The organism is Pedobacter sp. PACM 27299 (genome assembly GCF_001412655.1).
Classification (GTDB): Bacteria; Bacteroidota; Bacteroidia; order Sphingobacteriales; family Sphingobacteriaceae; genus Pedobacter.
Genome location: NZ_CP012996.1, coordinates 2,574,777 through 2,597,451, shown reverse-complemented (window position 1 = coordinate 2,597,451; position 22,675 = coordinate 2,574,777). Strand labels below are relative to the sequence as shown.

Genomic DNA, 22,675 nt, shown 5'->3' with positions numbered 1-22,675 from the left:
TAGGAGTACAAAGTAATGGTACAAAAAGAGTTATAACCGCAATGACATTAATGTAATATTTTATGTTTTTTTAGGACACTTATCATTTCTTCCACATGAGGATTAACACTTTGGCTATCTTTCAGTACTTTCATCCCGTTGGGGGTATGGGTCGCCATTACACTTTTGACACTTTCGGGCTTTGAGCCCGAAAACACCGGAAAATGCTGTATTAAGCTACTTGCATATTCAATTAGATTAGCACTTCGGTTATGTTCATGATTCAGCTGATAAGTGACGTACATCAACGCATTCAATATGCTCCTCATATCTCCTTTTGAAGTTCGTTTTTCAATATATTCATCTCCGGTTTTAAAAGCCTCTGGAAATGCCCCTGAACTAAAAGCAGAACCTAAAAAACGGTTTATTTCCTGAACGTTGAAAACAGCATCCTGAACGCCGTTCTTAGTTTTGATTGGTGCGGTAAGTACCCACCATATTGTTCTGACCTCTTCTAGGTCACATAGTAATTCAATTCGGGTGTTGATTGGTATAGCACTTTCATTAACAGCCTCCGATTCCGTTAAAATAGTTGGTGTTATTTCTCCTCTTGCTTTTGCACTACTCAGTACTTTCAAGTAACTATCAAAATGTAAACGTATGCCAACACTTCTGCCAGCCAGAATACTTTCTATATTATTGATCTCCACAAACCCCCGATACAGACTGGCCTGCAAATAGCCCAGGTTATGGAAAAGATGCTCATCCAGATCACCATCGAAATAAAGAAAATCAAGACAGTATAAACAGAAGGTATGTAGGTACTGCATTTTTTGCTCCTGTGGCAAGGTCTGATATGATGTCCCTATGTTTCTTTCGTAGTCAATTATTCCAGTATCATAGCCATTTAAAAAACTCTTCAAAAAGATGTCTTGTTTTGAAATGTCCCAGTCTTGAAAAAAATCTGTGACATAGTTTTCAAAAGTACGCTCGTCCATGCTTAAAAAATCAAACAGGTCTAGATCACTGATAAAATAAGCTCTACCACCTCTGATTAGTTCTTTAAAGGGAAAATAACCCAATCTATCCATCAAATCGAAGCGATGAGGGCTTTTGCTAAAGTGCCTGTCATGCTTTTTAATTAAAGGCACTCTCATATCATTATAGATATGACCAGAATAAGGACTGAAATTTTTGAGGTGATGAAAAAACATAGAACTTATATTTAATTACCCGTTAGGGAAAAACCATATTATTTCCGCCTGGTATTCAGATTCTTAAACCAGAATTCAAACCTTTTCCTAGATTTTAGTGGTTAAAACCAATAATTATGAAAAAAACATTTCTTTTTGTTCTGTAATCTGATCCCATGACAATGGATGCAGTTTTAAACAAGTAGATTTTGAATTACTTAGGGAGGTTGCTAATATACCCGTTGGTTCCCCGATTTTTGTCTTCCATACTGTATAGTATACGTGTTTTATGATAAATATTGAAAACTTTAAAGGAGATAAAATAATCTTACAAGGAATTCTAACATTATTTTTATGACCAATATGGAAATGAGCCGTGGAATGAATAAGAGGCTTGTATGCTGTCGCATCGACATCAAATCTAATAGATGTTGATGATTCATTTATATTTTGCTCAGTAAGAAACTGTTGATATTCTTCTTCTAATAAATCACTAATACTTTCATTTCCTTCTTTCTCTATTAAACCTTTCTCTGTGAGTATCTCCAAGAAATCATCATACGACTTATATTGTCTCGGATTCTGAAAGAAAGCAAATCTGATATCTGGTGGAGATGAACCATTAAATTTATATGAAAACTGAAATATTGAATCATCTTTCAATAAAATATCATAGTCAAAATTCCTTAATGCGACTTTATACAAATTGAAATAATCAGCCTTTTGAGATGCATTTTTAAATTCTCCTGAGACATCATCTCTATTTATTACCTTCACTCCCTGCTCTTTAAATAAGCCTATTTCTTTTAAAAATGATTGCACCTCCTTAACTGAATTGCTGAAATTCATTTCTGACATTATCTTCCTTTCGCTTTTTTATCGTTCATAAAAGTCCCTAAAAGTTCTTCTTTAGTAACGCCCATATTTTTAGCTAGCTCTTCTGCCATTTTATCCAACTTATTCAAGTTGAATTGATTCTTATTTATATCCTGTCTTATAGTATTTACCTCCTCCTCACTAGGTTGTATAAAAATCAACTTGAAATTGTTTTTCTTAAGCAGGTCAAATTCTTTTAAACACTGATCTAGATTACCCGTACCTGTGAGGGTTATCCATCCCTGTGCTCTTGTAATAACTGTAAAAAGCTTATTTCTTTCAGTAATATCATTTTTTTTAGTTGGTGAAAACACCGTATCTATACCTAATGCATAAACACTACCGCCTTCATTCCCCTTTGCTCTAAATATTGTAGATAGAGTAATGTGCCCCTTTATTTTATAAATCGTATTATCATTTGGAGCGGTCAATAGATTAAAAACTTTTAAGCCATTCTCGGTTAAACAACGTGAAATGTCAGAAAAATATCTTTTTGCGTAAAGATTATCTAAACATATCACCGAGATATCTTCAGGGTTTAATCCACTCTCGATATCCTGTAATATTAATTCACAAACTTTATTACATTCTTCATCACTGGAAGAAAATGATAATATCTTAATTATTTCATCTTCATCATCCAAAAGTTCATTCTTCAGTAAAGGGCTATTCTCCAATGGTCTATTAATTACCATTTTTGATCCAACATTAGAATCACCTTCTTCTATTTCAAAACCCAAACTACTCCAATGTGCATTACTTTCCAGTCTTTGAATTATTTGAACCCTATTATTCTCATCTTGATTATAAATCCCAAGCCCCAATGCGAATGCTGTAACTAGTATTTTTCTTGGATTTCTATAACATTGATGAAGAATTATATCTTGTAACTCGTCATCCTTTTTATCAAAGTCTATATGCCAGTCCCCATTCTCATCTTTTCCAAATGTTTCTTTTTCACTCTGAAGATTAACTTGCAAGATGTTTTGAAAGTCGTCATATGCCCAGACGACTCTATTGTTCTTCGTTAACTGCCTACAAAGACGATAAAATGTGACTGGAAAATCTTGCGCCTCATCTAGCAATGCATAATCATAAAATGGAATTAAGATTTCTTCATTAAGCTGTTCACAAACGTACTCAAAAGGATCTTTTTGACTTGAGGATTTAGCATCAGTATAATTTATTGGTGATATATAGTTAGCATTACAGGCATTGTAATAAACGCCCTCTAAACCCTTGCCTCCCCAAGCATGCATAATATGAATTCTATCCCAATTAGGATCTTTTTCCGCAAATTGCCTATAAAACCTAGTTATAAGGCGCTTAACTATGTCATGAAGCGTTTTTGTGTAATATGTATATAAAATATCCGCTTGATCGTTTTGAAGATGTAATAATGCAGCCTTCATCGCCAAGATGATTGTTTTTCCTGATCCTGCTAACCCTCTTATCCTTTGCGCACCGTCAATTGTTAATAGTGCAGCACGTTTTTGCTCTAGATCAAAACTACATATCTCATTTTCAATTAAAGTGAGGATATAACCTCTATCTTTTTTAGAATTTGTACTCGTTTTTCTTTCCGCTGGTCTCGGTATTGCCTTAGAACCTTCAATTGTTGCCTTTAAATCTTTGTATTCTGCATCTGTTAAAGGAGATTTATAGAATCTAATAAAGGAATCCAATTCAATTTCAGATGTTACAGTTAAAAAATCACCAAATTCAATAACCTCATCTTCATCTTTGTTGAAATTATTTAAATAAACAATTGTTGTAATATTTAGCTTTAGTTCACGTCTTCCTTTCCTGAGATCAGGTGCATCTTTTATAATTTTCGCATATATCAATCTGTCAATTTGATCTAACTCATCAACAATTTCAGAAATATTTAATTCCGTTCTATTTGAATAATCAATACTTTTAAAAATTACAATTCCAAATTTCTGACTACAAAATAAAATATTCGCAGTAATTAATTTGTCTGAAAGATTATCAGGATATAAAGGGAAATGATGATACAACGCCGTTGGACCTAAGGTTTTCTTCTCATCTATATTTAGAAGCATTTGAACCAAAGCTTTAGAACTTGGCTCATTATTTAGTAATGTTTCATTAATATTTCTTTCAAGCATATGGGAGTGATAAAAAAGGTACAATAAAGTTCGTGAATATACGATTAGCGTTTTAGAAGTTCATTTTTTTGTGGTATGAAAGTAATTATCATTACCTTCCAGTAATCCTAAAAATAGGAAAGCTCTCATATGACATACAAAAAAACAAAAACCTATCCGGTTCAGAAGAATACTTTTAAAGGATATTCATTTTATTGCAACCTGTTACTCAACAGCTGCCCTTACATATACCGATCAAAAAACACATTGCAAAAAAAATTGTATTAGTATGGCAGCGATCAAACCTACTATTTACCTTATCAAGGAAAATGTAATAGAACCAAAACAGATTTTCAAGAAAGAATACCGATTAATTTCAGAAGAAAAAGACGGGATAACACTTTTTTACAAAGCTAGTAAGAGTACAACTCCTGATTGGGCTGATTATCTAGCCGAAAACTTTGAAATTAGCACAAAAGCTTTTAAAAACTCGTCTTCGTATGCCGTATTGGTATTGAAGATTGATAACCGGCTTTTAGCAATCCCCTTAGGCATGGGACTGCATATGATAGATTTAACAAAAACGGATTATAATTTTGGGCTTAAAACCGCTATTAACTGCATCCCAAAATCAGAAATAAGACAAATTGACACCACAACACCAGAGACGAATTCTCAAAAAACAAAAAAACAGGCTGTAATAGGTTCAAGCCCAGAAGATTTCGGTATAAATAAGCAGAAAGATATTTTACGTGGAATAGTTGGAAAACTCCCTAAAGGCCATGAACTTGGTGAAGCATTGGAAGGAAAGGATAGCTTAAGAGTCACTAAGAGTGTAGAGGGATTCCTTAAACTCAAATCTCTATGTAAAAAAGTCTTAACCTATTATAATTCAAAAAACTACAAACTAGATTACCCTTGGATAGACAATATAGCCATGGTTCGAGATAGATCGTTAATTGATCATCTTACCAAACTATTAGCTAAAACACTCAAAGCTGGTAAATTTGAGGATATGTTTTTTTCTCCTCCAGTATATTATGAAGCCATTTTTGAATTTAACGGTTTTATCTTTTCTACAGGTGATGGAACTCGGCTGAATAAAAAAAACGCATTTGAAATGCCTGATATGGCAGATTGGAAGAAAAGCGTGGGAACTTCCATCAAGGAAATGTCATTAGAAAATATCGACAAGTTTAAGGTCAATCTAGTGAGTGATGCTCATTCGAAAGAACTTGATTGGCCATTGCAGCGTTGTTTATCTTGGGAAACTGAATTTAATAATATTAAGTATATTCTTTCCGAAGGTAACTGGTATGCAGTAGCTCCTTCCTTTTTTAATGTGGTTAACGAATTCTATAAACAAAGGGTTTTAGATCCGCATGATTTTCCAACTCCTTCAAAGAGCAAAATAAAGGAAAGTGTATATAACGAAGAAATTAGTGATGCCAATAATGACAGATATTTATTCGACCTTGGTAATTCAAAATCAAAGCCATTTAGTATAGGTAAGGATAAAAATGAAGCGTGTGATGTTTTCGACAGTAAAACAAAAACATTCATACACGTAAAGATGGGCAAAACTTCTCCGTCCTTAAGCCATCTCTTTCGACAGGGGTCTTTTAGCGGACAATTATTAAAACAGGATATAAGTAGTCGTATAGAGTTCAGAAAACATCTTAATACCCACGGTTGTAATCCGAATGTGATTCCTGAGCCATATATACCTTCAGATTGCAAAGTGACATTTGCAATCGTACTAGGAAAAACACAGAAAAAAGATATTCCATTTTTCAGCAAAGTTTCTTTCAGGGATGTAGTTGAAAACAATCTAGAGCTAATGGGGTATGAATGTCAATTGACTTTCGTTACTTTACCTTAAAACGCATTATTCCCAAGTATCCTCATGCATTTAAATAGCTAAGAACAAAGGTAAACGAGAATTGAAACCTATTTTTAAAAAGGAAATTTTATTTGTATATTTATTAGATAATAATTGCAGTTAAAACGTATAAAAAAAGTGGTGAGTGATTCGGTGAGTCGAATTTAAAAACCACACTAGATACTATTTAACCGTTGATTTCAGGGCTAGGTTCTGATCCCAGCGGGATCACGAAAATCCTCAGAGAAATCTGAGGATTTTGTGTTTTAAACCTACTTCAATTAAAGTTCTAGGAGTAGGTAATGGATCAAATCATATTTCTCACCATTAATTGTAAAACAATAAGAATAAGAGAACCTAGGTTTTACGGGTTGATTTCCCAAGAAATTCTTTTCATCGATGATTACCGCTTTAGTCCTTTGAGGCGTATCACCAAGAAAACAACCTGTAAATGAGTTTCTTGCAATTTTATAAATCAAATCCCATCCATAACAAAGGAGTTATTTGCTGAACATGGAATGATTATGAGGTTAATGCTTATGTAATACTCCCTTTTTCTTTTTGTATTTTTTGCAATTCTTCTATATCCGCTTTATCCTTTAATCTACCAGTGTTAAATTTCGACAATACTAGGTCATTAAGGTGAAGAAACGGAATTTTTACACCATCAATATCTGCAATAATTTTTCTCTGATCGGCCTGCTCAAACTCAATCATGCTAATTCTAGTCAGGAAATCTACTTTTTCCGGTTCATCCCACATTGAAAAGACAATATGTTTTTTAAAATCAAGTTCGGCAATATGTAGTATGTCTTCTTCATCAAAGTTCATTTGTTTTAGAACATCTAACAATTTCAACTTATTTACATTATCTGGTCTTAACCATAAATCCACGTCGCCAGTACTTCTTGCGTAGCCATGAAATATTACAGAATAGCCACCAATTACAATAAAATCAACTTTGTTTAATAAAAGCTCCTTTAGTAAGCCTTGATGTTTTTCAATAAAAAGGTTCATCCGGCTTTGATTATTCTAATTTTACCTGTTGCAGTTCGACTCTTTAGGTCTTCTCTACTTACTTGATATACACGTAAAATAAGCTCAACAGTATGCCTTAAACGATCAATAGGTGATTGCTTGATGATATTCTGAATTTCAGTTGCTTTAGCTTCTTCAAATGAGTTGAAAATTCGTATCCTGTCTTTTGTCTTATTCATCACCATACCATTTAGTAAAATATATGCGGCAATCATTATGTATTTGATTTCTTGTGCCTTCAATCACACTCATAAAATGATTCTTTTTCTGAATGAAGATTCTTAAGTTTTTCTACTTTGTACGCTGTAGTACTTCGATAGTCTTAATTAGATTCAAATGTAAATATATGAATTTCCTGAAAGATATTACGTATTTCAACCCCATATCCTTTGCAGCTAAAACGTACAAAATAAGAGGTAAGCGATTCGGTTAGTACCAATTTCAAAAGCTTACGGATAATGAATAAACGCTGATTTTCGCACTAGCTGAGAATCCCAGCGGGATCAGGAAAGTCTCAATGAAAATTGAGGATTATTGCATTTAGGTCCTAACCAAGAACTGCATTGATTCTGTTTAAAAAAAGGAATAGGATCTGTGGCTGCAAAAAGCTCAACTTAAAACTTCTGTCTGTCTTTTGCTAATACGTTGTCCTGCTTTGGCTTTCATTTTCCGATGAGTATATTGTATTTTTTAGGTATTGTAACTCCATGGAAATGATTTGTCAACCCAAAGAATATTGTCAGTGTCAAAAGAATGCCAAAAGTCAAGATGATGGCTGCTTGTATATTTGGCGTCAAGCCAAAAATTTGTTTTTGCATTTTCTTACTATGAACGGAAGCAATGTGTCCAAAAAAAGAAAAAATTGCAAGTCCGTAATATGGAATAAAAAACAAGTTAGTTGGAAATGAATTAAGTCCTGCAACACCGAAATAAAAATTAGTATCGAGGTGCAAAAAATATCGTCCACTAAAAACAGCACTCAAATGAATTATAAAGAAAATTGCTAAATAAAGGCCCGTCCAGATATGAAGCTTTTCAAACCAGGTGATGGCTGCTTCCCTACTTGTCCTGAAAAGTTTTAGTCCTGAAACAATTTGAATAAACACCGCAATGAGCAGAATTGCTTCGATAAAAATATTACGATAAAAATGCCGCAAGGCATTCATTATTTCGATGTGTTTATCTGCACCAAAAATGCTGCAAAAGTGATTGAATAAATGTAATCCTATAAAAATTGTTATCGTCAGGCCCGAAACGTAATGTATTTTCTTTACCGTCATATTTTATCGTTTGCTGTTATACTGTCACCCTAAAATGACGTACAAGTTTTTACATATTGGCGATAGTCGGCATTTATTTTCACTGACATGTTTTTAAAAAAATTGAAAATTATTTACATGAAAACAATTTCATCTCCCAAAACTACAGAATTTACTTTAATTAGTTCATAATAGTGTTAATCAATAAAATAACGTTTTTAAACAGTTGCATCTTTTTGAATAATGGCTTATTAGCATACAAATACTATAGCAATCATACATCCTCTATTTTTTTGTAAAAATAACTACCTTCAAGGACATTTTTTGTTGCATTAGGCAGTGTTTATCTGCGACATATATATACCACCAATTAACTTTATCAAATAATGACAGAATCAGGTCAGTTTCTTTTCTTTTTTAGTGCCTTGGGTGCTTTTAATGGCCTCTTACTTTCCATATATTTTGCCATAAACGCTAAAAAGAAGATTTTCACAAATTACTTTTTATCCTTGCTGCTGTTAGTTCTAAGCATCAGAATTATAAAATCAGTGTTCTTTTATTTCAATCCTAATTTATCCAATATTTTTATTCAAATTGGACTTTCGGCCTGTGTTCTGATTGGTCCATTTCTATTTTTATACCTCAAAACGTACTCAGAAGACGAAAAACCAAGTTGGACCAAACATGTGATCCCTTATCTGACAATCCTCACAATTTTAGGTTTTTTTTATCCTTATGTTGAACATCGTACAATTTGGTCAACCTGGATCATAAAGGCTATATCTGCGCAATGGATGATTTACATTGTTTTATCCTTCAAAAGTATTCATCCTGTTATTCAAAAAATTAAAGGCAAAGAAAACCTGCGTAAAATAGATATATGGGTACTGAGTATATATCTGGGTGTTACCTTGATTTGGCTGGCCTATACCACCTCTGCTTACACCTCTTACATCGCTGGAGCGCTGTCATTTACATTTATCTTGTATGTAAATGTGTTACTTTTAATTTTCAGGGCTAGTAATGGAATCAATTTCTTTCAAGAAAAAGAGAAATACAAAAATAAAGAGATTGACGAAAAAACGCTGGAACTCATTGGCCAAAAACTATCCATCATCGTTGAAAAAGAACTATTTCTCCATCCAAATTTTACACTGGAAGAAGCCGCAAAAGAACTGAAAGTATCAAAGCATTTATTGTCTCAGTATCTAAATGAAATACTTGGCAAATCTTTCTCCAATCTCATTAGAGAATACAGAGTTGAAAAAGCAAAAAAGTTATTGGAAACCGAAAACAACTATACTATTGAGAGTTTAGGATACGATAGTGGCTTTAGCTCAAAATCGACCTTCTTTACTGCATTCAAAAAAACAACAGGTATGACGCCCGCAGAATACCAAAAATCCTACCTAAAATGAGTTTAATTTTCTAATTCAAAAACTGTTCTCTGTATTGAATTGGAGTAAGGCCAACTTCTTTCTTAAACATCCTGGAAAAATAAGGTGGATTTTCAAAGCCAAGCTGATAAGCAGTTTGTGCCACGGTATTATTTGTACTCATCAATATATTTTTCGCTTCATTAATTAAGAAAAGATGGATGTGGTCTAAAGCCGCTTTACCCGTTTCCTGTTTAAGTAAGTCACTTAAGTAACGGGCTGAGATACTCAGTTGATCGGCCATGTATTTCACAGTTGGCAATCCCTTCTTTTCCAGGTTCCCAGTTTCAAAATAGACTTTCAACGTATCATTGAACTTCGAAATAATAGTTCCTGAAAACACATTACGATTTAAAAATTGTCTTTTATAAAAGCGCTGTGCATACTTCAGGATAGAGTCTATATGAGTAATCATAATGTCCCTGGTATATTCATCCTGATTATTGTTGTATTCTGATTGTATTTTGTAAAACAAATCCCAGATGATCTCCTCCTCTTTGGGTGACAAATGCAGTGCTTCATTAACTTCATAATCGAAATAGCCATATTTTTTGATTTCAGTATGGAGAGGCTGATTCAGCAAAAAGTCTTCATGAATGTAAATGATGAAACCTTCTTCTTCCAATTCAATATTTTCTAGCTTAATGATCTGCCTTGGCTTTACAAATGATAGAGAGCCGTTATCATGGTCGTACTTTGTTTTGCCATAAAGAAATGTACCTGACTTCATCTTTTTGAGTGCAATCATATAAAAATCGCTTGTAAACTCTGAGTATGCAAGTGAACAGGTACTCAACTGCGAGCACAAAATTAAGCCAAGCAAAGGGTTTTCCGGTGGCGGAAAGCCATTTAAACTATATAATTCACTGATGGTTTTAAAATGTTTCATAGTTCTGTAATTACAAAATAAGAAAAACCCAGGTCAAACGACATAGATTTTTCTTATAAAGGTGCCTTTAAGTATTTTTATCCGTGTGCTGCCACTGATACTTCACTCCATTCTTCCCAACCGGCTAAGCGATCAGCATAAACCTGATTTATCCAGGGTAATGCGGTCTTACCGAAGAAAATACGAAGCGGTGGTACTTCTGCATCTACAACTTTTAAGATTGCGTCAGCAGTGGCATCTGGATGACCAAATGGCATATTTTCCATTTCTTTATACACTGCAGCTCGCAGCCCATCGTAAACATCAATGGTTTTGCTATGTACGGCCGAAGCGCCAGACCAATCCGTAGAATAACCAATAGGTTCTACCAGAGTGGTATGAATTCCAAATTGCTTTATCTCTGCCGCCATTGCTTCACTTAATGCTTCAACTGCCCATTTTGAAGCATTGTATAGCCCTAGATTCGGGATTGAGGCAATTCCTAAAACACTGGATACCTGAATAATATGCCCAGTCCCCTGCGCTCTCATCAGCGGTATTGCTGCCTGACTTAGCCATAAGGTGCCAAAAACATTCACTTCAAATTGCTCACGAGCTTCCTGTTCAGAGGCTTCTTCAATCGTACCAAACAGACCATAACCGGCATTGTTAATGACCACATCCAATCCTCCAAAATGAGTATGCGCCTTACCGATCACCTCAAAAGTTTGTGCCCTGTTGGTGACATCCAACTCCAGAGCAAGCATTGAACTGCCGTAAGTTTCGACCAGTCCTTTTAACGATTCAATATTTCTGGCTGTAGCAATTACTTGATCGCCACGTTTTAAGAAGGCCTCTGCCCATATTTTTCCGAACCCACGAGAAGCTCCGGTTATTAAAATTGTCTTTTTCATTAGAATATGTTTTTTGATAAAGCAAAGGTATCGCAGCCATGCAGCCTAAGCATTATACAAAAGGAGGATTGTATGATACATATTCCCGTTTATTTGTAGTTGAATTGCATGTTTGAATAACGCGAATTGTGTAGCTCCCTCCTCAGTTACAAATAGAAATGAGACTATTTATCGGGATTTTGAGACTATTTGATCAAATCAAGCTATTTTATTTAACTAGTTTCACAAGTCGATTAACAACAACTTATAAACGGCAATCTAACAAACAGATGGACACGCTGGACTTTTGCACCATTCATAAACACCAGGTTCCATATCCAAAAAACAATGAATCACAATTCCCTTTCCGTAAAACCGCATTATCCAATATTAGATGGATTACGTGGCGTCGCAGCCATCATCGTAGTCACCTTTCACCTGGCCGAGCCATTAGGAACGGGGCACCTGGATATCCTGGTCAACCATGGCTATCTGGCTGTCGACTTTTTCTTTCTGTTGTCTGGCTTTGTGATCGGTTATGCTTATGACGACCGCTGGCAAAAAATGACCATCGGTACTTTTTTTAAACGGAGGATCGAAAGGCTTCAGCCGATGGTAATATTGGGCATGACGCTCGGTGCAATCGGGTTTTATTATACAGATTCAACGATCTGGCCGCTCATTCATACTGTTCCCATTTGGAAAATGCTGCTGGTGATGCTCATCGGTTATACTGTGCTGCCTATTCCCTTATCAATGGACATACGAGGCTGGCAAGAAATGCACCCACTCAATAGCGTTGGCTGGTCATTGTTCTTTGAATACATCGCTAATATCCTCTATGCTGTCGGCGTCAGGAAGTTCTCAAAAACAGCATTGGGGATTTTGGTGTTGATTGCGGCTATAGCGCTCGCTCATTTGGCGATCAGCAGCCCCAATGGAGATCTCAGTGGCGGTTGGACGCTGACTACTGAACAGGTTCGTATAGGTATGACCCGGATGATGTTTCCCTTTTTTGCAGGTCTGCTACTTTCAAGAATGGCGAAACCCACCAGGATTAAACATGCATTTTTATGGTGCAGCCTCATGATCGCCATCGTATTATATATGCCACGCATAGGTGGTACTGAGCACCTTTGGATGAATGGAATTTATGAATCAGTATGTGTCATTATCATTTTTCCGCTCATCGTTTATCTGGGTGCCAGTAGCCTGGTACATTCACAGAATGAGCATAAGATCTGCAAATTCTTAGGAGACATCTCTTACCCGCTTTACCTGGTACATTATCCGCTGGTTTATTTTTACGTCGCCTGGATCAGCAACCATAAAGGCATTACTATCCTGCAAGCCTGGCCTTATGCCTTATTGATCTTGATTGGCAGTATTATTTTGGCGTATGCAAGTTTGAAATGGTATGATGAACCGGTTCGCAAATGGCTGAGAAAAAAGCTGGGATAAGATGGGCTAAGCACTAACCACGGATCAGTTCGACCATCTTAATAATTCTTGCTTGCCTCGTTTCTGGTCTACGAGCAAGGACCAGCGACTGCAAAATTTCCTTCTTTTTAGATTTAGAAAGACTTAAGAAGAGTTCCTTTGACCCTGGTCTGGATTCAAATTCTTTTTCCAGATCTAAGGGGATGATCAATTCTTCTACATCGTCTAAAATTGACCAGGATCCATTGCTTTTTGCGATCTCTACGCTTTTATGACCTGCAGGAGTAAAAATCCCCTGTTCAATCAGGGACTGAACTTTTAACTTATTGATCTTTGACCAGGTACTTTTAGCCTTTCTTTTACAGAAGTATTGCATGAATGTATCGGCATCAATAGTTTTTCTGACACCATCTATCCAGCCAAAACAAAGGGCTTCCTCCACAGCATCGTTCCAGGTAATGGTTGTTGATTCGGATTTCTTTTTGTAATAAACAAGCCATACGGCTTGTTTATCAATTGAGTTTTGGGCTAACCACTGTCTCCATGCACTTCTGCTTTCTGGACAAATACGCGTTATCTCCATTTTTTGCATAAACTATATTATTTTACTACCGTAGCTTCCAATTCTATGGTTAAACCCGCAAATAATCCTGCCACTTCAATCAGTGTTGTCGCTTGTTTAATATTGTGCTTTTGGATCCAGCCCTGATAAAGGTCAACACAAGAACTGAAAAACTCGTTATTTGAAGTGGTATATACATTTAACCTTACAATTCCATTGCATTCGTAACCAGATTCTTTGATTAATTGTTCTAAATTCTGTGTGGTTTGGATAAATTGTTCTCTCATATTACCACTGCTTGGTATTCCATTTGCATCAATAGCCACCTGACCAGAGCAATAAAGGGTTCCTTCACATTGTTTAATTTCTACGGCTTGTACTGAGTTGGTGCCTTCAGCCCATTTCCATGAATCGATTGTTCGCTTTTGCATTTTAAATTGTTTTTGTTTAAGTAATATTTAAGTATTAACACCACAAAAATCAGCGGGGCGGATGACAATCCTATGTCAGGGGTTAAAACTAATTAATAGTATTTATCGAAATACTGCTGTAAAGTCATCTGATGTGGATTGAATTTCTCATCGAGGATGTCCAGTTTTCGGATTCTATCTATCCGAAAGTATCTAAATTCAGTGCGCAGGCGGCACCATGCAATCAACAACCAATTTTCTGTTGTGCTGACTAAAGCAAAGGGCTCTATGAATCGATCAGAGATACTTCCAGCTTCATTTATATATTCAATTTTAATGACAAGAAAATTGGTTAGGGCAAGTTGAAGATCGGACAGGTTATTACTGCTTTTTGCGCTTTTTACATTTAGTTCAAAACGGGTGCGTTCAGCAAGTAACATCGCTTTATCTTTAACATTATAGCCCAACACTGCTTTGACCTTCTCTACAGCCTCGATATAGTCATTTACAAATGAGGTATCTTTGTTTTTAAGCACCAATTGTTCGGCGAGAATAAGAGCATTAGCCTGTTTTTCGGTAAACATAACTGGCGGAACACGATAGCCTTCCATCAATCTATAGCCTTTCCCTTCTTCCGTTAAAACAGGTACGCCAGCCTGCTCCAGCGCTCTTATATCTCTATATATGGTCCTGGTACTTACTAAAAACTTTTTGGCCAGTTCAGTTGCCGTCAGTGTACGCCGTGTTTGTAATTGAGTCAAAATTGCGGTTAAACGGGAGAGTCTTTTCGTGTCGTTATCAATCATTATTTCGTTTTATTCAAGTCGACCATCAGTTTTTCAGTAGTTTGGCACCTTTAATTAAGGGGCTGCAATTATACACATACCATTTATATAAACATCGTTTATTTCATCAGCATGCCTTCAACCGATAGTCAGATGGGCTCAAACCATACTCCTTTTTAAAGCGCTTATAAAAATGACTTTCATCGGCATAGCCAAATGAGCGGCAGATTTGTGAAATGGTATCGGCAGTATGGGTTAACAAATAAGCTGTGGCAGTTAATCTCTCACGACCTATATATCCTTTAATCGAAATGCCCATTTCCTGTTTAAAATAAATAGGCAACTGATGCAATGGCATTCGAAAAGTTTCAGCCATATAAGAAAGGCTTAGCATTTTCGGATCTTTTAAATTTTTATGGATGTGCTTTAGGATTTTATCAATTAACTGCGGACCTGAGTTTTTCTCATTTTTAATCTCCCCGAAGGAAAGGTTGCGTTCAATGATAGCAATAAGGCTGAGTAGTTGAAAATAAAACAAGTTCTCATTTTTTTCAGGATGTTGATTCATGTCCAGCATCAGGAAAACTATTTTTTCGGCAAGTGCGAGGTCCTCATTTTGCAATCGAACTTTTAAGTTTTTTGAAGACTTAATTTTAGAAACTGAAACGATGACATTACTATTTTGGTCAGTCAGGCTCCTGAGCACCCTTTTTCCAGCCTCGGTAAATCGGATCGTGATCAGTTCTACCTCAGTATCCGCCGAAATATAGTATTCCTTCCTACGGTTGATAAAAAAGATATCACCATTTTTAAAGCTGACTTCCTGCCCGTCCTTTCTCAATTTACCCGCTCCTGAACAAATATAGAGGAACTCGTAAAAGTCGTTGACTACATCCTGCTCTGCACCTTCATTAAAAATAACACGCTGCACATTTACTGCACTGAATTGCCTTAAAGACCTCATAGATTAAAGGTATAAATAACAACACTTTAAACCATAATAATATATGAAAAGTACCAATTTTTATTAGAAATGTACAAATGCATAGCTTTTGCCTGATCTACCTTTGCGCTATTATGAATGACCATATGAAGCAAGAAAAAATGAAGCCTGAATTGATGAGGGCCGTACTGACTATAAAATCAAAAACTTTTCTCAGCCCACACTACATCAGTGTGGTTTTAGAGGGTGAGGACTTGAAAAACTTTAAAAACGCGGAGGTTGGCGACAATAATAAGCTATTGATCCCTGCCAGAGGTACTAAAACGGTTATTTTTCCAGCTCCTGGAGCAGCTGCCAGTACACACAATGAAGCTGCAGCAGGGGTTATGAGAACGTATACCTTACGAAACCTAAACCTGGAAAAACAGGAAATGACCATTGAATTTGTTGCACATGGTGAGGAAGGGCCTGCCTCTGCCTGGGCAATTTCAGCCGAAATAGGCGATCAGCTAGGCGTAATGATGAAAAAAAAGGAGAAAAAGATTTTTCAGCGTGCCGATTGGTACCTTTTTGCTGGAGATCATACTGCCCTGCCAGTCATCAGCGTACTGTTGGAATCTATGCAGGACGATGCTATTGGCGAAGTGCTGATTGAAGTTCAGGGACCGGAAGATGTAATGGAGCTGAAACACCCAGCAGGCGTAAACGTAGTTTGGCTATTCAATCCAACGCCGGGTCTGGGCTCCAGCCTTCCGGAGGTATTCCGTTGGGCAAAGTTCCCTAGCCATGGAACCAAATTTCTTTTTGCTGCTGCCGAGTCTCAGGCGATCATTGAAATTCAGCATTTCCTGAGAGCCCAGCCAGAGCTGAGCAGAAATGACTGGAAGGCCTACTCCTATTGGAAGCTGGGTCAATCTGAAAATCAGTCGGCCGAAGCACGAAGGCTAGTTTCAAAGCAATAAATTAGTATATGCTTAAGGCATTTCATAACAGGGCAGCTATTGTAAAGGTTAGGATCAAGATCCTTCCTTTACAATACGATTGACCAATGGTGATCCGGTTTGGAAAGCATCAATATTACCAAAAGTCACTTTAGCGATTTCTGTCAGGGCTTCCTGCGTCAAGAATCCCTGATGACCCGTGATCAATACATTTGGGAAAGAAATCAATTGGCTCAGTTGTTCATCTTGAATGATTGATTCTGAAAAATCATGAAAAAAGAAATCCGATTCCTGTTCATAAACATCCAGACCAAGCGAACCGATCCCACCGGACTTTAAGGCTAGAATAACGGCTTTGGTATCAATCAGTCCACCTCTACTGGTATTGATCAGCATTGCTCCGGGTTTAACCAATTTGAGGCGCTGTTCATTGATTAAATATTGGGTATCGGCAGTCAGCGGACAGTGCAATGTAATGATATCCACATCTTTCAGTGTTTCATGCAGGGTGCCATATTTTACTCCGAGCTCCTGCATTTCGAGGGATGGGAAAGGATCATGGGCTTTAATCTGGCAACCAAAACCTTTCAATATCCGACAGAAGGCTTGTCCGATATTCCCTGTTCCAATAACGGCTACTTTACGCTGGTTTAAATTTATACCCATTAGCTTTTCCAGGGAGAAATTGCCTTCTCTAACCCGGTTATAGGCTTTATGTGTTTTGCGGTTGAGTGTTAAAATCAGCGCCATGGCATGTTCGGCAACTGCTTCTGGAGAATAGGCCGGAACGCGTAAAACCGGAATCTGTAATTGTTCTGCATATTGGACATCAACATTGTTGAATCCTGCACAGCGCAATACCACTAATTTTAAACCGGACTGCTGTAATTTATCAAGGATCTGTTTATTTAAAACATCATTAACGAAAATGCAAATGGCTTCAAATCCAGCCGCTAAGACTGCAGATTCTTCGGAAAGGGATACTTTAAAAAAAGTGATTTGATGGCCGGTATTGTATTGGCTTAAAAAATCTTCGTCATATTGGTTCGTACTAAAAACTGCAATTTTCATAAATCTAATGGGTTATAGATAATACTTTAAGCATTTATAATGCCATCTGGGGAAGATAGGCATATTTATATATTTCACTATTTATTAACCCTTTTATATTTGCTCAATTTCTTTTTATTATTTCAATTCATTTAAATGGATTTAAAACAAATCCTAATCTGGCTTTGTTCATCAGAAGAAATAAAATAGCTGCTGTATGGTACATTTCCAAACCAGGGCAGCGCAATAGCACCTCTAAATTTAGTATTAAAATAAGTCCATTTCGAAGCCGATGCATGAACCTCCTATTTCCAAAAAAAAGCCAGCCTTTTCTAAGCTATTGCTGATTTTCGGCCTTGCAATTTTATTAAGTGCTGAAGGATATTTTGGGTACCAGTTACATCAGCTTTCAGAGCAGCAGGAACAGATTAAGGAAGACTACTCCAATATCAATAATATAAGCTCGGGATTGTTCTCTGTAGAGCAATGGCGGGATAAGGTAGCAGGGATTGTCAGTCACCAGATCCGTGATTTCACCCTCAGTCCAAAGCAAAAGAAAGACTTGCAGAAGGAAGTCGAGCAAATCATCATTGCACTGATTGATAAGGCGGAAGCGCTCATTAATAAGCCAAAAAAAACTATTGATGGAAAGATTAAGAAATTTTTAGTGAAGAGTTTTGTAAACACAGATAACTTCAGGAAAAAGGCACCTTCTTTATCAAAGGAAATCATTGCGAAAGTATATAATCCCAAGAATAAAAAACAGCTCAGCAAAGTGGCGATGTCGAAGTTTGATGCGTTAGAGAGAGCGGAGTTTCTGGACAGTACTGTAGCCGCGACAAAGGCTGCGACTGAAAAGATCTATAAAAAATACGGGGCTTCTTCTAATGAGGAATTAAACAGCAAACTAATTTCCTCACTTTCACAGATCAGGACTGCCACTTACAATTACTCCTTTGCGATGCTGGGCTGCATTGCGATTGTGTTATCCTTTTGGTGGATTTTAAGAAAACGGGCTGATTTATATGGCACCCTTTTCATCATGTCATTGCTGTTCGCATTTATTCTATTATTTATAGGATTAACAGCCTCTATGATTGAGGTGGATGCACGAATTAAGGCAGTAGATTTTGTGGTACTGGGGGAACATGTCGTCTTTGAGAATCAGGTTTTGTTTTTTCAGAGCAAAAGTATCCTGGATGTGGTCCGTGTATTGATCGCACAGCCAGCTGTGGATGCGATATTAGTTGGGGTTTTAATCTTAATTTTCAGCATCCTCTTCCCGATCATGAAATTGAGTGCGACTGGCATTCACCTCCTCAGCAAAAAGAAAATTGCTAAGAACCGCATCATCAGGTATTTCGCTTTTCAGTCAGGTAAATGGAGCATGGCAGACGTGATCGTTATCGCAATATTGATGGTTTACATTGGTTTAAACGGACTATTAGACAGCCAATTGAAAAGCCTGAATATTAAAAGTGACGATTTAAATGTCATCACTACCAACAATACTGCGCTGCAGCCTGGATTTATCATATTTATCAGTTTTGTATTATACGGTCTTGTGTTATCGACCATACTAAAATTCATTTCCCCGCATGAAAGTCACTAGAAAAACAGTCCTATCCAAATCTTTGCTTATAGCTGGCCTGACGCTGCTGCTTTGCGCAGAAGCTTGGTTTGGTTACCGTGTGTCTGCGCTTTCTAGTCAGCAACAGCAGATTAAAACAGATTACAGTGTGGCCAACAACATCACCTTTGGTATTTTATCTGTGGACCAATGGCGAGAGAAAATGGCTGCGGTGGTTGATGAAAAAGTCAATGAGTTTAACATGACCTCTTTGCAGAAAAAGGAGCTTCAGAAAAAGGTTGCTAAACAATTAAACGGTCTCGTAGATCAGGCGGTGGCTGAGGTCAACAAACCACAGAAGAGCATTGGTGGCAAACTCAAAAAACTGGCTTTCAATGCGATCGTTGACCCGGAAGAAATCAAGGCTGAAGTACCCACATTCGCGGCTACGATAGTAGAGAGAATCAATAAACCTGCGAGTAAGAAAAGGATAAAAAGCATCATCAGCAGTAAAGTTGACCAGCTGGAAAAGGAAACTTTCGACAATACGGAGCCTGCCAGCGTTACCGTGAAAAGGCATATTTATAAAAAGTACCATGTCAATAACACCCCTGCCTTTGAGAAAACCATCAATTCAAAACTGAATACTATTCAAACTTTGCTATACCAGTACACCTATGCAATGATTGGCTGTTTATTACTGGCGCTCAGTCTTTGGTTGTTCCTCAAAAAACAGGTGCGTCTGCATACGACACTATATATTCTCTCACTTTTGTTTGCATTTGTACTTTTATTGGTAGGTATCTCAGCTTCCATCATAGAAGTTGACGCGCGCATTCAATCTTTGAACTTCACGCTGCTTAGTGAAAAGCTGGCTTTTAACAACCAGGTATTATTTTTTCAAAGTAAGAGTATCATTGGCATAATTGAGTCCTTAGTTCAGCAGCCTAAACCTGATTCAGTATTGGTTGGCGTCCTGATTATGCTTTTCGTGATCATTTTACCGGTATTAAGAATGGTGGGTAAGGGCATCTTGATATGGGGAAGGGAAAAATATGCCGATCATAAACTGGTTAGGTTTTTAGCCTTGGATTTAGGCAAATGGGATATGGCGGATGTTATGGTGGTTGGCATTGCGATGACGTATATTGGCTTAAACGGCATTTTGCAAAGTCAGCTGTCGAGCTTAAATATACAGGAAGAATTACTGTCGACGGTTACGCAAAACAACACCTCTTTGCAGCCAGGTTATTATATATTTGTCGCCTATGTGGTGTATGTATCGGTATTGTCATTGATTTTAAAGCGCATTAAACCGATTGAAAAATAACCCTCAGATCAATGTAGTTTAGCTGCAAAAAAGCCAGGCTTAGCATGATGATCTAAGCCTGGCTTTTATCAGGAATTACCTCGATTAACTAGTTCCTCGTTTAGGAAATCAATCCGTCTGTCATCAATTCCTCTGTTATCAATCCCTCTGTAAAAAATCAATTAAAGCCATTGCTGTCGGTCCTGCTGATAAAGGATTCTGTCCTGTAATCAGCAGTCCATCTGTTTCCACATGAGAAAAGAATGGAACCAAGGCAGCTTTAAAATCAGCCCCAAGGGCTACCAATTTATCCTGCAGTTTATAGGGAATATTGTCTGATCGGCCTACTAAAGTTTCTTCGGCATTGGTAAAACCAGTGAGGCGCTTGCCCGATAATAAGCCTGGCACCAGTTCGGCTGCCTTAATCAAAGCTGCCGGACCATGGCATACCGCAGCCACAGGTTTATTTGCTTGAAAAAACTCCAGAATCAGCTTTCCGCTAAGTTCATCAGTTGCAAGATCCCATAGCGGGCCATGGCCACCGGGGAAAAACACGGCATCATAGTCCGCTGCCGCTAATCCTGCCAGTTTCAGGGTATGCTCAAAGGATTCCTGTGCAGATTTATCCTCTGCGAACCTGCGGTTAGCGCCGGTAATGTGCTCCGTTAGTTCACTCATCCCATCCACCGGAGGTTTCCCACCGGATGGGCTAGCTAGCGTAACCTGGTATCCCTGGTCAATAAACTCATAATAAGGATCAGTAAATTCTCCAAGCCATACGCCTGTTTTACTATCGGTATTTTCCATCTGTTGATGGGAAGTCAAGATCATCAGTATTCGTTTCATAAAAATAAGTTAGGACAGTGAAAAATTAGATGACCTTATCGCAGCAGGCGCTGGTGGTAGGTCTCGATTTCTTTTAAAGCTTCCAGAATTCCGGTTCGCTGTCTTTGCAATAGCGCGATATGGTCGGCATGAGCATCATCATCTTCCAGCACTTTATCATACTTTTCAAGCGCAGCGTTCTCTCCAGTTTCAATTGCTTCGAGAATAGCGGTATCCTCTCTACTGCTGAATGCTTGTTTGATATCGATCCAAGTACGGTGCAAAGCTCCTAAAACCCCACCTTCTTCATTATCCGAATTCCCTCCATGCTGGGCGAGGTGGTTTTTCAGTTCAATAGCATAAGCAGCCCGTTGAGCAGCATATTTTAAAAATACAGCTTTTAACTCTTTGCTATCCGTAGCTTCACTTGCAGATTCATACCCTTCTTTTCCATCATTTACAATGTTGACCAATCCTTTTAGGTCGCTAATGATCTCCTTATTCGTTTCCATAGATATATCGTTTTTTGTCTTTCAACAACAAGCCGTACCAGGTAAAGTTTGAGTAACCAGCGATTTAAAGAACTTAGGACTGCCAGTATTTTGAAATGAAATCCTTTCTTGGAATCATGTGGAGATATGGATAATTTCCAGACAACTGTGTTCGCTGTTTAAGCTGATATAGAAAATGTCCACCCAGGTCCACTATTATTGGGCATTTTGCCTGATACCATACCCGATGCGGATGTTTCCAGCAAAAGGAATAATAGTGGCTGGTTAGTAGGATCTTTTTCAATTCAGGGTGATGAAAATTTAATACTTTAGGTTTTGCTGCCCCGTTAAGCAGCTCAGATTTTCTGATCATTGAAAGATGGTCACTGTGGCAAAATTCAAAGGCAGCAAGGCTGGGATCATCCACATCTGGCAAATGCTTCAAAATACGAAAACCTTTGAATTTTTTACCATTCAAAACCCATATTAGTTTAGGGTAAAAGGATTCTCTGCTTTCCAACTCCTGGAGATCGATTGGTGAGTTTTGAAATTCTATGGCAGTACCACAGGTCGTGTAAACATCAGCCCGATGATGCTGTGTGGTTAGTTCATCCCAAAAGCAAACTTCCTGAAAGGAAGAGGGAAAAGCCTTTTTCCAGTTCTTATGCCATGGGCTTTCTCCATAACACCTGATTTGCTGATCCTCATTTTGAACATCTACAGGATGGAGCATGCTTTTTTCAGAACATTGCAATGGATTAAAACTCATAGAAATAGCTTAAACTTCAGAACAACAAATTTAAACTAAAAATAT

General features: G+C 37.3%; 22 protein-coding genes. 6 read left to right on the top strand and 16 right to left on the bottom strand.

Annotated elements, in window-relative coordinates; translation table 11 throughout:
- Positions 1-47: 47 nt before the first annotated feature.
- From AQ505_RS10925 to AQ505_RS10915, 3 genes are all read right to left on the bottom strand, one after another.
- Entirely contained in the window at positions 48-1,193 is a 1,146-nt protein-coding gene (locus AQ505_RS10925) for a hypothetical protein (protein ID WP_062548213.1), read from the bottom strand.
- Positions 1,194-1,307: 114 nt separating this feature from the next.
- Positions 1,308-2,030: a DUF2290 domain-containing protein gene (locus AQ505_RS10920; RefSeq protein ID WP_062548212.1), complete on the bottom strand. Its 723-nt coding sequence runs from the start codon at positions 2,028-2,030 to the stop codon at positions 1,308-1,310.
- Positions 2,030-4,180, bottom strand: a complete 2,151-nt coding sequence (locus AQ505_RS10915) for a DEAD/DEAH box helicase (protein WP_062548211.1) — start codon at positions 4,178-4,180, stop codon at positions 2,030-2,032. Before AQ505_RS10915 ends, AQ505_RS10920 begins: the two co-directional genes overlap by 1 nt.
- Positions 4,181-4,448: 268 nt before the next feature.
- On the opposite strand from AQ505_RS10915, the gene AQ505_RS10910 reads away from it, so the two are divergent.
- Positions 4,449-6,041, top strand: a complete 1,593-nt coding sequence (locus tag AQ505_RS10910) for a DUF6119 family protein (protein ID WP_062548210.1) — start codon at positions 4,449-4,451, stop codon at positions 6,039-6,041.
- 537 nt (positions 6,042-6,578) lie between these two features.
- Here AQ505_RS10910 and AQ505_RS10905 read toward each other — a convergent pair.
- From AQ505_RS10905 to AQ505_RS10895, 3 genes are all read right to left on the bottom strand, one after another.
- Entirely contained in the window at positions 6,579-7,058 is a 480-nt protein-coding gene (locus AQ505_RS10905; RefSeq protein ID WP_062548209.1) for a nucleotidyltransferase, read from the bottom strand.
- Positions 7,055-7,321: a hypothetical protein gene (locus AQ505_RS10900; protein ID WP_157262303.1), complete on the bottom strand. Its 267-nt coding sequence runs from the start codon at positions 7,319-7,321 to the stop codon at positions 7,055-7,057. Before AQ505_RS10900 ends, AQ505_RS10905 begins: the two co-directional genes overlap by 4 nt.
- Positions 7,322-7,741: 420 nt before the next feature.
- Positions 7,742-8,359: a hypothetical protein gene (locus tag AQ505_RS10895; RefSeq protein ID WP_062548207.1), complete on the bottom strand. Its 618-nt coding sequence runs from the start codon at positions 8,357-8,359 to the stop codon at positions 7,742-7,744.
- 404 nt (positions 8,360-8,763) lie between these two features.
- On the opposite strand from AQ505_RS10895, the gene AQ505_RS10890 reads away from it, so the two are divergent.
- Positions 8,764-9,756, top strand: coding sequence for a helix-turn-helix domain-containing protein (locus AQ505_RS10890; RefSeq protein WP_197286353.1), 993 nt, complete (start codon positions 8,764-8,766; stop codon positions 9,754-9,756).
- A 10-nt stretch (positions 9,757-9,766) separates the two neighbouring features.
- Here AQ505_RS10890 and AQ505_RS10885 read toward each other — a convergent pair whose 3' ends face one another.
- Complete coding sequence (locus AQ505_RS10885) at positions 9,767-10,663, bottom strand: helix-turn-helix domain-containing protein (RefSeq protein WP_062548205.1); 897 nt, start codon at positions 10,661-10,663, stop codon at positions 9,767-9,769.
- A gap of 77 nt (positions 10,664-10,740) precedes the next feature.
- Positions 10,741-11,556, bottom strand: coding sequence for an SDR family NAD(P)-dependent oxidoreductase (locus AQ505_RS10880; protein ID WP_062548204.1), 816 nt, complete (start codon positions 11,554-11,556; stop codon positions 10,741-10,743).
- A gap of 327 nt (positions 11,557-11,883) precedes the next feature.
- Here AQ505_RS10880 and AQ505_RS10875 point away from each other — a divergent pair, with 327 nt between their 5' ends.
- On the top strand, positions 11,884-12,996 hold the full coding sequence (locus AQ505_RS10875; RefSeq protein ID WP_062548203.1) for an acyltransferase family protein: 1,113 nt from the start codon (positions 11,884-11,886) through the stop codon (positions 12,994-12,996).
- Between the two features lie 13 nt (positions 12,997-13,009).
- Here AQ505_RS10875 and AQ505_RS10870 read toward each other — a convergent pair whose 3' ends face one another.
- The 4 genes from AQ505_RS10870 to AQ505_RS10855 all read right to left on the bottom strand — a co-directional run bounded on the left by AQ505_RS10870 (position 13,010) and on the right by AQ505_RS10855 (position 15,696).
- The gene (locus AQ505_RS10870) at positions 13,010-13,567 is read right to left on the bottom strand and encodes a YdeI/OmpD-associated family protein (protein ID WP_062548202.1); all 558 of its coding nucleotides are present in this window, start codon (positions 13,565-13,567) and stop codon (positions 13,010-13,012) included.
- A gap of 8 nt (positions 13,568-13,575) precedes the next feature.
- Positions 13,576-13,968: a RidA family protein gene (locus AQ505_RS10865; protein WP_062548201.1), complete on the bottom strand. Its 393-nt coding sequence runs from the start codon at positions 13,966-13,968 to the stop codon at positions 13,576-13,578.
- Between the two features lie 92 nt (positions 13,969-14,060).
- Positions 14,061-14,753 (bottom strand): helix-turn-helix transcriptional regulator, encoded by a 693-nt coding sequence (locus AQ505_RS10860; RefSeq protein ID WP_062548200.1) that lies wholly within the window; start codon positions 14,751-14,753, stop codon positions 14,061-14,063.
- Positions 14,754-14,859: 106 nt separating this feature from the next.
- Positions 14,860-15,696, bottom strand: coding sequence for an AraC family transcriptional regulator (locus AQ505_RS10855; RefSeq protein ID WP_062548199.1), 837 nt, complete (start codon positions 15,694-15,696; stop codon positions 14,860-14,862).
- A gap of 125 nt (positions 15,697-15,821) precedes the next feature.
- Between AQ505_RS10855 and AQ505_RS10850 the strand changes: the two genes are divergently transcribed.
- Positions 15,822-16,637, top strand: coding sequence for a siderophore-interacting protein (locus AQ505_RS10850; protein ID WP_062550971.1), 816 nt, complete (start codon positions 15,822-15,824; stop codon positions 16,635-16,637).
- Positions 16,638-16,691: 54 nt separating this feature from the next.
- Here AQ505_RS10850 and AQ505_RS10845 read toward each other — a convergent pair whose 3' ends face one another.
- Entirely contained in the window at positions 16,692-17,687 is a 996-nt protein-coding gene (locus tag AQ505_RS10845; RefSeq protein WP_062548198.1) for a 2-hydroxyacid dehydrogenase, read from the bottom strand.
- A gap of 271 nt (positions 17,688-17,958) precedes the next feature.
- Here AQ505_RS10845 and AQ505_RS10840 point away from each other — a divergent pair, with 271 nt between their 5' ends.
- Together AQ505_RS10840 and AQ505_RS10835 are read left to right on the top strand one after the other, a co-directional pair.
- Positions 17,959-19,278 carry a paraquat-inducible protein A gene (locus AQ505_RS10840; RefSeq protein ID WP_082461492.1) on the top strand — a complete coding sequence of 440 codons (1,320 nt, stop codon included), beginning with the start codon at positions 17,959-17,961 and terminating at the stop codon, positions 19,276-19,278.
- A complete protein-coding gene (locus AQ505_RS10835) occupies positions 19,265-20,566 on the top strand; it encodes a paraquat-inducible protein A (RefSeq protein ID WP_062548197.1) in 1,302 nt (433 codons plus the stop codon). The genes AQ505_RS10840 and AQ505_RS10835 overlap by 14 nt, the downstream gene beginning before the upstream one ends.
- Before the next feature lie 138 nt (positions 20,567-20,704).
- On the opposite strand, the gene AQ505_RS10830 is transcribed toward AQ505_RS10835, so the two are convergent.
- The 3 genes from AQ505_RS10830 to AQ505_RS10820 form a co-directional block, all read right to left on the bottom strand.
- Complete coding sequence (locus tag AQ505_RS10830) at positions 20,705-21,391, bottom strand: type 1 glutamine amidotransferase domain-containing protein (RefSeq protein WP_062548196.1); 687 nt, start codon at positions 21,389-21,391, stop codon at positions 20,705-20,707.
- Positions 21,392-21,426: 35 nt separating this feature from the next.
- Positions 21,427-21,882, bottom strand: a complete 456-nt coding sequence (locus tag AQ505_RS10825) for a ferritin-like domain-containing protein (protein WP_062548195.1) — start codon at positions 21,880-21,882, stop codon at positions 21,427-21,429.
- Positions 21,883-21,955: 73 nt separating this feature from the next.
- On the bottom strand, positions 21,956-22,630 hold the full coding sequence (locus tag AQ505_RS10820; protein ID WP_231635072.1) for a competence protein CoiA family protein: 675 nt from the start codon (positions 22,628-22,630) through the stop codon (positions 21,956-21,958).
- Positions 22,631-22,675: the final 45 nt, after the last annotated feature.

Bases quoted from the DNA above. Each gene is read 5' to 3' on its own strand.
- AQ505_RS10925 (WP_062548213.1), bottom strand. From the start codon at position 1,193: ATGTTTTTTCATCACCTCAAAAATTTCAGTCCTTATTCTGGTCATATC.
- AQ505_RS10910 (WP_062548210.1), top strand. From the start codon at position 4,449: ATGGCAGCGATCAAACCTACTATTTACCTTATCAAGGAAAATGTAATA.
- AQ505_RS10880 (WP_062548204.1), bottom strand. From the start codon at position 11,556: ATGAAAAAGACAATTTTAATAACCGGAGCTTCTCGTGGGTTCGGAAAA.
- AQ505_RS10915 (WP_062548211.1), bottom strand. From the start codon at position 4,180: ATGCTTGAAAGAAATATTAATGAAACATTACTAAATAATGAGCCAAGT.
- AQ505_RS10920 (WP_062548212.1), bottom strand. From the start codon at position 2,030: ATGTCAGAAATGAATTTCAGCAATTCAGTTAAGGAGGTGCAATCATTT.
- AQ505_RS10830 (WP_062548196.1), bottom strand. From the start codon at position 21,391: ATGAAACGAATACTGATGATCTTGACTTCCCATCAACAGATGGAAAAT.
- AQ505_RS10885 (WP_062548205.1), bottom strand. From the start codon at position 10,663: ATGAAACATTTTAAAACCATCAGTGAATTATATAGTTTAAATGGCTTT.
- AQ505_RS10845 (WP_062548198.1), bottom strand. From the start codon at position 17,687: ATGAAAATTGCAGTTTTTAGTACGAACCAATATGACGAAGATTTTTTA.
- AQ505_RS10865 (WP_062548201.1), bottom strand. From the start codon at position 13,968: ATGCAAAAGCGAACAATCGATTCATGGAAATGGGCTGAAGGCACCAAC.
- AQ505_RS10820 (WP_231635072.1), bottom strand. From the start codon at position 22,630: ATGAGTTTTAATCCATTGCAATGTTCTGAAAAAAGCATGCTCCATCCT.
- AQ505_RS10860 (WP_062548200.1), bottom strand. From the start codon at position 14,753: ATGATTGATAACGACACGAAAAGACTCTCCCGTTTAACCGCAATTTTG.
- AQ505_RS10895 (WP_062548207.1), bottom strand. From the start codon at position 8,359: ATGACGGTAAAGAAAATACATTACGTTTCGGGCCTGACGATAACAATT.
- AQ505_RS10850 (WP_062550971.1), top strand. From the start codon at position 15,822: ATGAAGCAAGAAAAAATGAAGCCTGAATTGATGAGGGCCGTACTGACT.
- AQ505_RS10840 (WP_082461492.1), top strand. From the start codon at position 17,959: ATGCATGAACCTCCTATTTCCAAAAAAAAGCCAGCCTTTTCTAAGCTA.
- AQ505_RS10855 (WP_062548199.1), bottom strand. From the start codon at position 15,696: ATGAGGTCTTTAAGGCAATTCAGTGCAGTAAATGTGCAGCGTGTTATT.
- AQ505_RS10870 (WP_062548202.1), bottom strand. From the start codon at position 13,567: ATGCAAAAAATGGAGATAACGCGTATTTGTCCAGAAAGCAGAAGTGCA.
- AQ505_RS10905 (WP_062548209.1), bottom strand. From the start codon at position 7,058: ATGAACCTTTTTATTGAAAAACATCAAGGCTTACTAAAGGAGCTTTTA.
- AQ505_RS10825 (WP_062548195.1), bottom strand. From the start codon at position 21,882: ATGGAAACGAATAAGGAGATCATTAGCGACCTAAAAGGATTGGTCAAC.
- AQ505_RS10835 (WP_062548197.1), top strand. From the start codon at position 19,265: ATGAAAGTCACTAGAAAAACAGTCCTATCCAAATCTTTGCTTATAGCT.
- AQ505_RS10875 (WP_062548203.1), top strand. From the start codon at position 11,884: ATGAATCACAATTCCCTTTCCGTAAAACCGCATTATCCAATATTAGAT.